Below are 14,556 nucleotides of genomic sequence, written 5' to 3'. Positions count from 1 at the left end.
TTCGTTTACATTGCCGCTATCGCTATTTTGTTGATTTAGCTCAGCCTTCACTATTTTTCAAACAAGCCCTAATATCAATGACCGCCAGCTCGGGACGGTTGTTGATGCGGGGAAGACCACTGTGTCCCCCCATCCCCCTTGACACAAAGATCGTGCTGTGGGTCAGGCTGTACAGCCCGCCGCTGTATTTTGGGAACATTCCTGTATCCCCATGGTACAGCCCGCCCACAAAGGGAATCCAGACCTGCCCGCCATGGTAATGGCCACAGACGCCCAGGTCCACCGACCTGTCCGCCAGATAATCATAAAACAGGCTGGGATAGTGGGCGATGAGCAGCTTAAAACCGCCGCTTCTCTCATATTCCTCGAAAAAAGCGGCGCCATATTCCTCGTATCCTTCCGCAGAAGTGGTTAGCCCGCCGATGAGGAGCGGAGTTTTGTGGATCGTCACCGCTTCCGCGCGGTTGACCAGGACGTGTACGCCCTGCTCCAGCAGCAGGTTCTCCAAATGGCTCCCCTTTTCGTACATCAGGCTGCTCTCATGATTGCCCGGGCTGTAGTAGACAGGGGCGATCTCCAACAGCCGGCTGCATAGACTCAGGATCACGTCCAGACTTTCGTCGTCTGCATTGACCATGTCCCCCGCTATGGCGATCAGATCAGGCCGCAGGGCAGCGGTCTGATCCACCAGCTCTTGATTTGCCGGCCCAAACTCCCGATTGTGCAGATCAGAGAGCACAATCACGCGGATAGTTTCCCCACTCGCTGCCTTGGGTGAGTAAAGATGGTGAAAGGTCACCTCCAACTCGTCTGACAGCAAGAAGCACCCGCCCAGAGCCAGCAGTCCTGCGGCAAGGAGCGCACAGAAGGCCGTCCACACCCGTTTTTGCCGCCAGGGCTTCCGGCCCGTCTTTTTTGGGGCCGTATTTGTCTGTTCCGCTTGCTTACGCATCGTTTCTCCTCCTAGGTTCCATCGGTTACCGTCCACTGCCCCGCACCATGGCTCCCACCGTCTGGAATATCAGCTGCCAATCCAGGCGGAGACACCGATCCTGTATGTACATGAGGTCCAGCGCCACCCACTGGTCCATAGACAGCTCATACCGGTCCGGCCTCACCTGCCAATAGCAGGTGAGGCCCGGCGTGATGCTCAACCTTTGCCACTCATATGGAGTGTACTGGGCCACCTCCCGGGGCAGAGGCGGCCGCGGTCCCACCAGCGACATCTCCCCCCTAAGCACATTCACCAACTGAGGCAGCTCGTCCAGGCTGGTCCTGCGCAGGATTCTCCCAACCCGGGTGATCCGTGGATCCTCCCGCATTTTAAAGGTGGGGCCGCTCATCTCGTTGTACAACGACAGCTCCTCCAGACGTGTCTCCGCGTCCACACACATAGTTCGGAATTTGTACATCCAAAACCGCCGGCCCCCCTTACCCACCCGCTCTTGGCGAAAAATCGGACTGCCGCGGGGATCGTCCACCGCCACCAGCAGGCCGATGGCCAGCAGCAGCGGCGACAGTACCATCAGCGCCAGCAGGGACAGCACCACATCCAACATCCGCTTATGGCGCAGATAGTGCCGCTGGCCTTGCCTGCGCTCCCGCAGTGCAGGTCCTCCAGACCCATACCTCCACATGATAAACCACCCATCATCTCGTTTTCCGCAGCCCCGCTCTGTGCAAAACGCGATCCCGTTTTGTTCTTCTGCGCAGGCGTTTGGGGCTTTGGATGGGAGAGGTACCGCCGATTATTTCGGTTGTCCCAGTACCGTTTCCGACTTTTTCCTGTGGCTGTCACTCCAGGCCGTTTTTGGGGACCCGGGAGATGATGCCCTGATAGACTCACTTCTCCATTTACCAAAATGCGTACTTTCCTGTAAACTTTTTCTCTCTTAAAAAATTCCCGTCAAAGTATTGAAATTGTTCCATTGTTGTGATATCCTTTATATGTAATAAAAAGATGGGGATATACAGGAAAGTACATATTGTTGTAAAAGTGTTGCTTTTTCAAGTTGTTTCTGCCTGTTTATACAGTTCTGCCCGGTAACGAAAGGTGGCCAGCGCCATTCCGCATTCCTTGGCGGCAGCTGTTCCCGTGATCGTTCCAGCCTTCCATCGTTGGTAGGCGCTGTGATAGTTATCCGGCAGGGGCTTTGGGGGCCTGCCGAATCTAACGCCTCGGGCTTTTGCCGCTGCAATGCCCTCCGCTTGGCGTTGGCGAATATTGGCGCGCTCGTTTTCCGCCACAAAGGACAATACTTGGAGGACAATATCGCTGAGGAAGGTTCCCATTAGGTCTTTGCCCCGGCGAGTGTCCAACAGCGGCATATCCAGCACCATAATGTCAATCCCTTTTTCTTTGGTCAGCACTCGCCACTGTTCTAAAATTTCTCCGTAGTTGCGTCCCAGACGGTCGATGCTCTTGATATAGAGCAGATCGTCTTTTTTCAATTTCTGCACCATCTGGCGGTATTGCGGGCGTTCAAAGTCTTTGCCGGACTGCTTATCCATAAATAGGTTTGCCTCCGGCACTGCCATCTCCCGCAAAGCAATAATCTGCCGGTCCTCGTGTTGTTCCCGTGTGCTGACGCGGATATAGCCGTAGATCATGTTGAAATCCCTCCTGTCATTGTTTGAAACACTCCCCTTACTGTTCCCCGTTTGATTCGGATAATTTGTAATGGCTTTCCTGGAAAAGACCGCTCCACGCGCTTGTAGAGCGGTTTTTATCATACAATATTCTCATTCTGCTGTCCAGGCAGCGTCATCACGAGGCCGGCGTTTTTCGCACGTCTGAGGGACAGTCAGGTGTTCTTCGTTTGATTCAACTGGCTATATAAAAACCATATTTAAATTTATTTTTCAAAATAAAACGCCCGCCGGACCATCCATCCGGCGGGCATTTTTCAGCTCCTTTTGACCCCAATACAAAGTTCTCCGCGAAACAGCCGCACCTGGAAAGCAGATGCGGCTGTCCTGATCTGTTCAACGAAATTCCGGGGGAATTGCCATCCCTTCGCTGGTCTGCGGCTGCTCGCGCCGGTTACGGCGGAAGAGAGAGCGTTTCCCTGTCTGGCCGCCCTTTCTCCGGCGGTCCTCACCGTCAAATGGCAGGAGAAGCAGCAAAACCAGAGGATTCTTTATAACGAATGTTTTTCATGCCGGCAACAGATGCAATCGCGGCTTTGTTTTCATCCGAAGTATCGCTGGTATAGACAGACAGGGCATTTTCCGGTTCATACAATCCTACAGCAACGATTGCCAGCTCATTCTGATGCTCGAGAAGCCGTTTCTGCGCAGATTCTAACTCGTCCAAAGAATATTCAGCCTCTTCAATCACAATCTCCATCTCTCGGTTCCTAACTACATTTTGAAGCCTCCGGGATTTCAGAAGTGCTTCCCGATCCTTGGCAAAAATATGGAGAACCCCGTTTCCATCATAAAATACACCACCGTGTGCCGAAGAATCCAAATCATCAATCAGTTCACTTACAGAACTTTTACCTGCTACAGCCATTTCATCAGCAACAGACGCGACAGGTATTGTTCCAACACAACACATGATCCCTGCGGCAAGTAATAATGCTAATTTTTTTCTCATCGTTAGCCCTCCTATCATTAATTTTATAATACAATAAATAAATTAAAATTTCAATTGATAATAAATACAAATTGAAATATTTTGCAAATACAAAAAACCAGTTGTAGTGATAACAACTGGTTTTTATGTTTCTATATTTTCAACGAAATTCCGGGGGAATCGCCATCCCTTCGCTGGTCTGCGGCTGCTCGCGCCGGTTGCGGCGGAAGAGGGAGCGTTTCCCTGCCTGGCCGCCCTTTCTCCGGCGGTCCTCACCGTCAAACAGAAGATAGACGGTCGGAATCAGGATGAGGGTCAGCAGGGTCGAGAAGGTCAGACCGCCGATCACGACAATCGACATCGACTGCATCATCTCGACCTGCCCGCCGATCCCGATAGCGGTCGGGAGCAGGCCAAGAACGGTGGTGAGGGTGGTCATCAGGATCGGGCGCAGACGGGTGCGTCCCGAGCGGATCAGCGCATCGCGGGCGGACATACCGTGTTCGCGCCGCAGGACATTGGCATAGTCGATCAGCACGATCGCATTGTTGACCACGATGCCGACCAGCATGACCAGCCCGATCAGGGAGGTCATCGAGATCGCCTGCCCGGTGATCATCAGCGCGAAGAATGCGCCTGTCATTGAGAACGGCACCGACAACATGACCACCAGTGAAAACCGCATCGACTCAAACTGCATTGCCATGACCACGAACACCAGAAAGACCGCTGTAGCAAGCGCGCTGTAGATCGCGTTGAACTCATCGTTCATCATGCGCATGTTGCCGCCCTGGCTGATGTTCACCCCCTCGGGCAGATCCATCTGCCGGATCCGCTGCATGATCTGGTTGGAAAGGGCGGAATCCGACATACCGGTCGCTGTCTGCCCGGTCACCGAGACCTGATAATCCCCGTCCTGCCGCTGAATCTGGGACGGGCTGTTGTTGTAGACAATCTCGGCCACGTCGGTCAGCGGCACCTTCCCGCCCGAGCTGGTTGAGATCATCAGTCCGGAAAGGTCGCTCACATCGTGATAGCGCCCCTCGGGATACATTACCTTGATGTTGTATTCCTCGTCGCTCTCCTGAATGCTCCCTGCCTGAGTGCCCGAAAGCATGTTCCGAACGGTCGAGACAACCGCTGACGGGGTGGTACCGATCGCAGCGGCCTGCACCGCATCGACTACGATCTCTGCACGCGGGCTGCCGTCCGACAGACTGGTCGACGCGGACACGACCCCTTCAAACGACTGCATGACGGTTTTGACCTCATTGGCAGTCGATTCGAGTGCACTCAGGCTGCTGCCGGTCAGATTGATCGTGACCCCATTGTCGATTCCCTTGGTCTGCTCCCGCATCAGGGTAATGAACTTCCCCATTTCAACCAATATTTATAATTAATTTTTGTTAATGTTTCATATTGTTTTAAATTTATTCAGTATATATAATTATAAAGATCATGATCATACTTTAAAATCAGTTTATGGACAAATTTAAAATTGGTGGACTAACAATGTGTAAAAATTCGAAAATTTTTATTAGCTTTATTTTAGGGCTTGTTTGAAAAAACGTGAAAGTAGTGCTAAATCAACAGAATAGCGATAGAGGCGAGGTAAACAAAGGCGAGAAAGGAAGCATCCAACTTGTCATACCTTGTGGCAATCCTGCGAAACCATTTGAGCTTTTGGAAGAAGCACTCAACCAAATGGCGCTCTTTGTACAGCCACCAATCTACCGGCCATGGGTCAGAAACATTGCTCTGTGGCGGGATCACATAGCAAGCACCTTGTTCTGAAATATAAGTTCGAATCGCCTTTGCCCCATAAGCACGGTCTGCTAATACATTGCTGCCGCTGATTTCTACCTTCTCCAGCAATTCAACAGCGTGGACTGAATCATGGTCATTCCCCGCGGACAGCATGAACTTAACCGGGTTCCCCAGTCCATCCACAATAGCGTGCAGCTTTGTATTCAACCCGCCTCTGGTTCGTCCGATTGCCTTATCCGCCGTTTTTTCCCCCTCCATTGGCACTTTCATGAACCTTGATGCAAGTAGAGTCCACGCTCAGGTTTTCCATATCCGCATCTGTGGACAATGCACGAAACACAGCTTCCAATGTGCCGTCGTCCCGCCATTTGGCAAATCGGGCGTACACAGACTGCCAGGGGCCATATACCTCCGGCAGTTCCCGCCACTGGGCTCCGCTGTGGGTGATCCAAAGCATCCCATTGAGCATTTTTCTATCGTCTTTCCGAGGACGGCCACGCTGCCCTGTCCTTTCTGGCGGTAGTATCGCTTTCACGCGTTCCCATTGTTCTTTTGTCAATTCATACCTTTTCATGTGCCTATTTTCGCACTTGCACACGACTTGTGCAATATTTATTTTTCAAACAAGCCCTAGTCTTACTCTTAACTTTATCTATTTCGCTTCCTGCTTCAGCCGTCACACCTATAGACATATCGGAAGATAACTTCACAGTAATTGAAGTAGATCCCATCGATGGAACTGCAAGAGCCGGTACTCACCTAGTGAAAGTCTCCGCAGCGGAGATAAAACCCGGTTTAGTAAAATGCACGATACTTAATGTTGGGATCGATAAACTTGATAATGTGACATGTTGGTTAAAATATACAAATACTACGGGAACTCATCTTTCACATGAACGTGGAATGGGTACTTGTGGAATCGGAATTTCAATATCTGAAGAAATAAATATTGGTTCTTTTTCTTCTGCTACTGCTTATTTTCGCATTCACGAAGATGGGCAAGTCCTTAATTTGAAAGCCACTGTTAAGATTCTATAAGCGCAATCCAATTTATTTTGAAACAGAATGAAGGAGAGAGTCCGATATGGAGTTCAAACAGCAGAGAACCGCGCTGGCTGATGAAACCTTTCTGGTCTGCGCAGAAATTTTAAGCAAAGGATTGATCCATCAGCGCAGGGAACAGGAGATCGACGAAACCTGTCAGAAAATTTCCAGCCATGCAGTTGCCGATTATCTGCAATTGGGGGTGACGCTGGTCGATTATGCGTATGTCCCGGAATATATTCATCTGGTTCTGGACTATACCTATGAAGAGATCGACCGAGCTGCCCTCACTCCAGACGAACGAAAGGTTCTGTCGATTCTCAGGAACACGATGCAGGAGATTTTCCAGGAAAAAAATATGCGGCTGTTCCACGAGGTGTTCTCTCACGAATGCAATTACGATGTCCGCGACCGGATCAAGCGAATGCTCCACGGACTTCCAGAAGCAGCTTCTCTGTTTGAGTTCTAGTTTAGCTTATTGTTTGTCTAAAAAGATAAAATGCCCGCCAGACTCGTTCATCCGGCGGGCATTTTGCAGCTATATCTTTTCAACGGAATTCCGGGGGAATTGCCATCCCTTCGCTGGTCTGCGGCTGCTCGCGCCGGTTGCGGCGGAAGAGGGAGCGTTTCCCTGCCTGGCCGCCCTTTCTCCGGCGGTCCTCACCGTCAAACAGAAGATAGACGGTCGGAATCAGGATGAGGGTCAGCAGGGTCGAGAAGGTCAGACCGCCGATCACGACAATCGACATCGACTGCATCATCTCGACCTGCCCGCCGATCCCGATAGCGGTCGGGAGCAGGCCAAGAACGGTGGTGAGGGTGGTCATCAGGATCGGGCGCAGACGGGTGCGTCCCGAGCGGATCAGCGCATCGCGGGCGGACATACCGTGTTCGCGCCGCAGGACATTGGCATAGTCGATCAGCACGATCGCATTGTTGACCACGATGCCGACCAGCATGACCAGCCCGATCAGGGAGGTCATCGAGATCGCCTGCCCGGTGATCATCAGCGCGAAGAATGCGCCTGTCATTGAGAACGGCACCGACAACATGACCACCAGTGAAAACCGCATCGACTCAAACTGCATTGCCATGACCACGAACACCAGAAAGACCGCTGTAGCAAGCGCGCTGTAGATCGCGTTGAACTCATCGTTCATCATGCGCATGTTGCCGCCCTGGCTGATGTTCACCCCCTCGGGCAGATCCATCTGCCGGATCCGCTGCATGATCTGGTTGGAAAGGGCGGAATCCGACATACCGGTCGCTGTCTGCCCGGTCACCGAGACCTGATAATCCCCGTCCTGCCGCTGAATCTGGGACGGGCTGTTGTTGTAGACAATCTCGGCCACGTCGGTCAGCGGCACCTTCCCGCCCGAGCTGGTTGAGATCATCAGTCCGGAAAGGTCGCTCACATCGTGATAGCGCCCCTCGGGATACATTACCTTGATGTTGTATTCCTCGTCGCTCTCCTGAATGCTCCCTGCCTGAGTGCCCGAAAGCATGTTCCGAACGGTCGAGACAACCGCTGACGGGGTGGTACCGATCGCAGCGGCCTGCACCGCATCGACTACGATCTCTGCACGCGGGCTGCCGTCCGACAGACTGGTCGACGCGGACACGACCCCTTCAAACGACTGCATGACGGTTTTGACCTCATTGGCAGTCGATTCGAGTGCGCTCAGGCTGCTGCCGGTCAGGTTGATCGTGACCCCGCGGCTGCCAAACGACATGCTGCTGCGTTCCGAGACCTCGACACTTGCATTGTCGATCCCCTTGGTCTGCTCCCGCATCAGGGTGATAAACTCGTCCGTCCCGATCGACCGGTCGTCCTTGAGGGTGACAGTCAGACTGGAGGAGCCACCACCGCCCCCGCGCATCGAATAACTTTCCACATCCGGCTGTGCTGCCACCAGTTCCTCAATCCGGGTCATAATCTGATCGGTTTCGTCCAGATTCAGGCCGGTCTTGGTGGTCACCGAAATGCTGATAGAGCCTTCATCCGACATCGGCATCAGCTCCATATCCAGCCGGCTGAACATCACTGCGGTACCTGCCAGCAGCACCACCGCAATCACGATTACCACCAGCTTGTGGCTGAGCGCCTGTTCAAGCACTCGTGCATAAACCCGCTCCAGTCTGTGCAGCTGGGTGTTGACCCAGGAACGCTCCTTTTCGCGCGGCCGGAACTGCACAAAGAGCAACGGTACAATGGTCAGCGCGGAGATCAGAGAGGCAGTCAAAGAATAGACGATCGTGAAACCAACCTCTTTAAAAAGCTGTCCGGACATCCCATCCATCAGCGCGATCGGCAGAAAGACGACCACGGTGGTCAGGGTGGAGGCGATGACCGAGCTGTTGACCAGGTCCGCACCCTCGATGGCTGCATCAGCAAAGCTGCGCAGCTCGTTCTGGGAGCGGAAGCAGCTGTCGAGCACAACAATCGAGTTGTCGACCATCATGCCGATACCGACGACCAGTCCACCCAGCGACATGATGTTCATGGTCATACCGGTGGCTGACATGATAACCAGTGTCGCAAAAACCGAAAGCGGCATCGAAGCTGCGACGATCAGCGCGGCACGCCAGTCCCCCAGGAAGAGGAAGAGCACCAGCATGGCAAGTGAAAGACCCTGAACCAGCGTGGAGACGACATTCATGATGTTTTCATAGATCGTCTCGCCCGAGTTGTTGGTGATGTTGATTGCAAGCCCCAGCCCCTGCCGGTTCAGCTCATCGACCACAGCGGTGATCTTGTTGCAGATTTCTATTGTATTCGCGCTCTGGTTTTTGGAGACCGAAAGACTGATATTGTCCATCCCGTTGTAGCGGCTGATGTTGGAGCGGGCCTCCTCCGCCATCTCCACAGTGGCCACATCCGAAATATGGATGATGTCCCCCGAACGCAGGGAAATTGGGATGGTCGCAAGGCTGTCGTAGGTGTCGTAACTCACCCCGCCCTGTAGCGAAAGGGTGACATTGCCGCGGTTGATCTCGCCTGCGGTGATGGTGAAATCGGCGGTTGAGATCGCATTGACAATCTCGTTCATCGACAGCCCATACTGTTCCATCTCCTCCTCTTTCAGTTCCACCTTGACATACTTACGGGCGCCGCCCCGCATATCCACCGACGAGACCCCGGAGATCCGCTCGATCTCGGGCACTACGGCCGACTCGATATAGGAATAGATGTTGTCGTCCGACTCCGCCTGGATCGACAGATCCATAATCGAAGAGGAGTCCATGCTCATCTCCATGATCGTTGGGTCATCCGCCGAATCGGGCAGCCGCAGGCGGGTGAGCGCCTCGTTGATCTCATCGTACTTTTCGTCCATGTCGGTATTATAGTTGAACTCGAGCGTGGTCATCGACGAGCCTTCGGACGAACGGGAGGACATACTCTCCACATCGCTTACCGACGAAAGCGCCGATTCCACCACATCGGTAATCATCGTGTCGACCTCTTCGGGGCTTGCACCCTCATAGCGGGTCATGACCATAAACACCGGCATCGACATTTCGGGGGTAGACTCCATCTTCATATCAAAGATCGAGGAGATGCCAAACACCAGCAGCATCAGCACACACATCAGCATCGAAACCGGACGTTTGACCGCAAGTTTTGGAAGTGTCATCAATCAATCCTCCGAATCGTCAATCTTTGGGCTGCATCCGTTGGACCCGCTTCGGTTCCGGGGCGGCGGCAGCGGAGGAGGCTTCGGAATCATCAGATGGGGCTGCTTCCACCGGCTCGCTGTCCGGTTCCGGTTCGGAGGAAACCTGTTCGGGGACCTGTTCCGGTTCCGATGCGGGAGCCTGTTCCGGCTCGGAAGAGGAAGGTTCCACGGCAGGCTGTGTGCCGGCAGTCTGCTCATCCGCCTGCTCTTCCGGACTGTCAGCCTCCTGCCCGGACGCTTCATCCCGCTGTGCAGGGCTTTCCTCCGGTTTGGCAGGCGGAGCACTGGCCGGGGCTGCCTCCCCGTCAATCAGCGTGACCTCTGCGCCATCCGCAAGGTCGGGATGCCAGGTGGTGATGATCTGGCTGTTCAGCGTCAGCCCGGACTCCGCAACGACCTGCTCGCTCGACGACATGCCTGCGACAAAATCGGTACGGTGGGCTTTTCCATCTGCATAGGTAAAGACGTACGGCTGACCGTCGGCATCATAGTAAACGTTGTCAATATCGACCAGCAGAGCGTTTTCCGCCTTGGCGGTCGCAGCGGTGACCTTGACCGAAACACCGGTCAACAGGGACTCATCCGTCTCGTCAAGGGTCGCCTTGACCGGGAACAGACCAGTCGTATCGGAGGCTTTGGACTCCACCTCGGTGACAGTCGCGGGGTAATCCCTGCCGCCCTTGCTGACGGTCACCGTATCCCCTGCCGAGAGCGCCGCCGCACCATCTGCCGAAGCGTTGAAGGTGACCGACAGGCTCTCCTTGTTCGAGATGGTAAAAACCGGGCTTTGGGAACCGACCGTCTCATACAGCTCGGCCGACCTCGACTCGATCACCCCATCAATCGGGGAATAAACCTTATATTTGTCGAGGGTGTTGGCACTCTGCTGGAGCGAGAGCGCCGCAGACTTCAGATCGACCTCTGCCGCCGCCTGTGCATCGGTGTAGGAATTTCCCAACACGAGCTCGTAGTTGGCGAGCGCCGATTCATAGCTGGTCTGCGCATTGCGGTAGGCGGAGCGCAGGTCACGCGCGCCCGAGTCCTCGCTGTCCTCCAGCTCCCCGATCTCGACGCTCAACGCGCGGTACTCGTTCTCTGCCTCCGAAAGCTGGTTGTTCAGGTCGCTGATCTCCTCCCGGTCGGCGTTGTTCGCCTTGGCATCCGCGAGCTTGGCATTGAGCGACGAAACCTTCTGGCGGGCACGCTCGAGGGATTTTTCCGCATTCACGAGGTCATCGTCATAGCCATCGTTGTAGTCCTTGAGCTTGAGCCGCGCGTTGCTCAATGCCTGCTGCGCGTTGTCGAGCTGGCTCTTCGCCGAATTGATCTTGGATTCATAGCTGCTGCCCAGCGTGGTATCAACACTGACAGCGGTCCTCTCATAGCTGGTCTGCGCCATCTGATAGGAGAGCTGCGCGTCGGTGTCGTCAAGCGAAAGCAGCAGCTGCCCGGCCTTGACCGAATCGCCCGCTTCCGCATAGAGCTGGACCACCTTCCCCGAAGTTTCGGGGTAAATATTGACCGTTTTGGAGGGCTCAATCTTCCCGATAAATTCGGTTTCCCGGGAGAGGGAACCGATCACAGGGGTGGTGAGCCTGACGTTGATGACGCTTTTGCTCATCTCGACACCGCCTCCCTGCATCCCCCCGGGGCTGCCCGGGCCACCCCGGCCTCCGCCCATCCCGCCTCCGGGACCGGCGGCGAATACCATTGTGGATACCAGCAGGATCATCGCCAGTGCGATGACCGCAGCCATCCTGCCTTTGTCTTTCAATCTTGCCATCGTTGTCTCCATTCTCCGGTGGAACGGGTATTGTGTGACGCGGGACCTCCCCAACCGGCGGACAGCCCCTTTCCAAAGGTAATGGTATGCGCCCAATGTGATAAGCCCGACAGAAAAATATGAATGAACTATGAATTTTCAACATAGTACCATCACATTTTCCGCCGGATTTCCAAGGCACTCCGCCCTCTGAATGCCTAGTATCGGAACGGTCTGGCCCCCCCGGGAACCTCCCGGCGGGCTGACCGCGCAAAATGCATTTCCCACGCAAAAATGCCCCGGCGGGCTGACCGCGCAAAATGCATTTCCCACGCAAAAATGCCCCTGCGGGAAGGCGGAACAGACTCTGTCCTCCACGCAGGGGTCTTTTATCATCAAAATGCTTCCTGTACACTGCACACTTACAGGCATCTGCTCGAGATTCTCTTCAGGGATGTTGGTCATCCTCTTCGCCATCCTCCTCGGGGTCCTCCACCTCGACGAGCGGCAGCTCAAACCAGAACCGCACGCCAGTCCCGGTGTTCTCCACACCATAACGCTGGTTGTGCGCCTCCATAATCACCTTGACAATCGCCAGACCCAGACCATAGCCGTCGGTACAGGAACGGGACTGGTCCGCGCGATAAAAGCTGTCAAACAGGCTTTCGATCTCCTCCTCCCGGATCGGTTCTCCCGTATTTTCAACCCCGACCCGGCAGCATCCGCCGTTTCTGTGGACTATCACCCGGATCTCCCCACCATCCGGCACATACTTCACCGCGTTTTCAAACAGGTTTGCGACCACCCGTTCTATCTTATGGTAGTCCGCTTCCACGATAAACTCGTCCTCGATCTCCCGCCGCACCTCTATCCCGCGGCGGCTGGTGGGAAGCCGGTAGTTTTTCATTGCCCCGTCCACCACCTCGCTCAGGCAGAAGATCGAGCATTCCACCTTGTCAATCCCGTTTTCGAGCTTGGAGAGGTCGAGCATCCGCCCTACCATATGTGAAAGCCGGTTTCCCTCGCTGATGATCGTTTCGCAATATTCCCGGCGTGCGGCTTCGGACGTCTCGTTCTCCATCGCTTCTGCATAGCTGACCATCAAGGTGATCGGGGTTTTGAAATCGTGCGAAACGCTCGCCACAAACTGCTGGCGCATCCGGTCGGTCTGCTGCTGGCGCAGCAGATCATTCTGCAACACCTCGTTCGCTTCGACCAGTTTTTCGATCCCTGCTTCCAGCTGTTCGGACATATCGTTGATGCTGCCGGCGATCTGTGCGATCTCGTCCCCGCCGTGTACCCTGCACTTCTGGGAAAAATCCATCTGTGCGATCTTGCCCGCTACCGTACGAATCTCGTTGAGCGGACGGGTCATTCGTGCCGCCAGCAGATAGATCAGCACCGACCCCGCCAGCAGAATCCCGATCGAAAGGAGCGCCGTATACTTCACTGCCAGCTCGGCTGTGGATCTGATATAATCGCGCGGGGTGTAGATGTAAAGATAAAGCCCGTCATCCAGCTTGCAGGAAAGGCTGATGCTGTTGTCCCATGGTTCCTCCCGCCCATCCGGCTTTCCCAGTTCGATCAGACTGTCCTCACCGGTCTCAAGCAGGCGCGCCCGAAGCCGTCCCTGCATCTCTTCATAATGCCGGTGCTTTTCCTTTAAAAAAGGCGGAAACTTCTCCAGTTCATGTTCCAGCTCCTCCATTTTCTGCGGGCGGGAGCGGTAGATTTCCGCTATTTTTCCATCTTCCTCCACCATAAAAAGTGCCACAAGCGCGTTTTCATTTTCGATCGAGCTGATCTCATCGTAAAAGGTCTCGCTGTTCCCCTCATATGCCTGCCTGATCCGCTTGGCTGCATCCTTCAGATTGGCAACCTTGCTGTTCATATAGAAAACCTCGAACAGGGTAGACCCCATGAACAGGAGCACCACCGCATTGCAGATCAGGATCATCAACACCGCTGTGAACAGCTTTCGCCGGATTCCCCAGCTACTCCAGCCACTCAAATTTGTATCCCACCTTCCGTACGGTGATAATACATTTCGCGTAGGGCCCCAATTTGGCGCGCAGGCATTTGATATGGGTATCCACCGTCCGGTCGTCCCCGCTGTAATCCATCTCCCAGACTGTGCAGATGATCTGGTCGCGCGTCAGGGCAATATTGACGTTTTTCAGCAGGTAATACAGGAGATCAAACTCCTTGGGGGTGGTCACGATCCGCCTGCCGTCCACTGTCACCGCCCGCTCCCGGTAGAGGATTTTCACCCCGCCTACCTGCACATCACTCATGTCGTTGGCTGCTGTGCGTTTGAGCAGGTTTTTCACTCTGGTCACAAGGATGGTCGGGGAGAACGGCTTGGAGATGTACTCATCTGCCCCCATCCGGAAACCGGTCACCTCGTCCTGTTCGGCGTCCCGGGCGGTCAGCATCAGGATCGGCACATCGGATTTTTCCCGGATCTCCCGGCAGGCATCGAACCCGTCCTTGCGGGGCATCATCACATCGAGCATCACCAGGACCACATCCTCGTTGTCCTCAAACCGGTCGACCGCCTGCTGCCCGTCCGCCGCTTCGATCACCTTGAACCCTTCCCGCACCAGATAGCTGGAAACCAGCTGGCGAATTTTCGCCTCATCTTCTGCAAGCAAAATTTTACTGTCCATCCGAAAACCACCTTTCCTGTGTTGCCATTTTCCAGTATGGGCGGATTTTGTGTTGCA

11 protein-coding genes and 1 pseudogene are annotated in these 14,556 nt (G+C 54.5%); 2 read left to right on the top strand and 10 right to left on the bottom strand.

Annotated elements, in window-relative coordinates; genetic code table 11:
• Nucleotides 1-40: 40 nt before the first annotated feature.
• The 6 genes and pseudogenes from D5269_RS03070 to D5269_RS03045 all read right to left on the bottom strand — a co-directional run bounded on the left by D5269_RS03070 (nucleotide 41) and on the right by D5269_RS03045 (nucleotide 5,921).
• Nucleotides 41-952, bottom strand: a complete 912-nt coding sequence (locus tag D5269_RS03070; protein WP_120482938.1) for a metallophosphoesterase — start codon at nucleotides 950-952, stop codon at nucleotides 41-43.
• Between the two features lie 25 nt (nucleotides 953-977).
• Entirely contained in the window at nucleotides 978-1,637 is a 660-nt protein-coding gene (locus tag D5269_RS03065; RefSeq protein WP_120482936.1) for a sugar transferase, read from the bottom strand.
• 370 nt (nucleotides 1,638-2,007) lie between these two features.
• On the bottom strand, nucleotides 2,008-2,610 hold the full coding sequence (locus tag D5269_RS03060) for a recombinase family protein (RefSeq protein ID WP_120482934.1): 603 nt from the start codon (nucleotides 2,608-2,610) through the stop codon (nucleotides 2,008-2,010).
• A 493-nt stretch (nucleotides 2,611-3,103) separates the two neighbouring features.
• Complete coding sequence (locus D5269_RS03055; protein ID WP_120482932.1) at nucleotides 3,104-3,601, bottom strand: hypothetical protein; 498 nt, start codon at nucleotides 3,599-3,601, stop codon at nucleotides 3,104-3,106.
• A 139-nt stretch (nucleotides 3,602-3,740) separates the two neighbouring features.
• The gene (locus tag D5269_RS03050; RefSeq protein WP_166545127.1) at nucleotides 3,741-4,958 is read right to left on the bottom strand and encodes an efflux RND transporter permease subunit; all 1,218 of its coding nucleotides are present in this window, start codon (nucleotides 4,956-4,958) and stop codon (nucleotides 3,741-3,743) included.
• 203 nt (nucleotides 4,959-5,161) lie between these two features.
• Nucleotides 5,162-5,921: pseudogene (locus tag D5269_RS03045) on the bottom strand (IS5 family transposase).
• Between the two features lie 29 nt (nucleotides 5,922-5,950).
• On the opposite strand from D5269_RS03045, the gene D5269_RS03040 reads away from it, so the two are divergent.
• Nucleotides 5,951-6,385: a hypothetical protein gene (locus D5269_RS03040; RefSeq protein WP_147407910.1), complete on the top strand. Its 435-nt coding sequence runs from the start codon at nucleotides 5,951-5,953 to the stop codon at nucleotides 6,383-6,385.
• Nucleotides 6,386-6,431: 46 nt separating this feature from the next.
• Nucleotides 6,432-6,860, top strand: coding sequence for a hypothetical protein (locus D5269_RS03035; protein WP_016314863.1), 429 nt, complete (start codon nucleotides 6,432-6,434; stop codon nucleotides 6,858-6,860).
• Nucleotides 6,861-6,939: 79 nt separating this feature from the next.
• Here the strand turns inward: D5269_RS03035 and D5269_RS03030 are convergent, their stop codons facing one another.
• The 4 genes from D5269_RS03030 to D5269_RS03015 form a co-directional block, all read right to left on the bottom strand.
• Nucleotides 6,940-10,026: an efflux RND transporter permease subunit gene (locus tag D5269_RS03030; protein WP_166545126.1), complete on the bottom strand. Its 3,087-nt coding sequence runs from the start codon at nucleotides 10,024-10,026 to the stop codon at nucleotides 6,940-6,942.
• Nucleotides 10,027-10,045: 19 nt separating this feature from the next.
• Nucleotides 10,046-11,851 (bottom strand): efflux RND transporter periplasmic adaptor subunit, encoded by a 1,806-nt coding sequence (locus D5269_RS03025; protein WP_243126586.1) that lies wholly within the window; start codon nucleotides 11,849-11,851, stop codon nucleotides 10,046-10,048.
• A gap of 427 nt (nucleotides 11,852-12,278) precedes the next feature.
• Nucleotides 12,279-13,841: a HAMP domain-containing sensor histidine kinase gene (locus tag D5269_RS03020; RefSeq protein ID WP_120482922.1), complete on the bottom strand. Its 1,563-nt coding sequence runs from the start codon at nucleotides 13,839-13,841 to the stop codon at nucleotides 12,279-12,281.
• A complete protein-coding gene (locus tag D5269_RS03015) occupies nucleotides 13,825-14,499 on the bottom strand; it encodes a response regulator transcription factor (RefSeq protein WP_016314857.1) in 675 nt (224 codons plus the stop codon). Before D5269_RS03015 ends, D5269_RS03020 begins: the two co-directional genes overlap by 17 nt.
• Between the last annotated feature and the right edge of the window lie 57 nt (nucleotides 14,500-14,556).

It is taken from the genome of Anaerotruncus sp. 1XD42-93 (genome assembly GCF_009917605.1).
In the GTDB taxonomy this organism is placed as follows: Bacteria; Bacillota; Clostridia; order Oscillospirales; family Ruminococcaceae; genus Anaerotruncus.
This window is presented reverse-complemented; position numbering and strand designations above follow the sequence as displayed.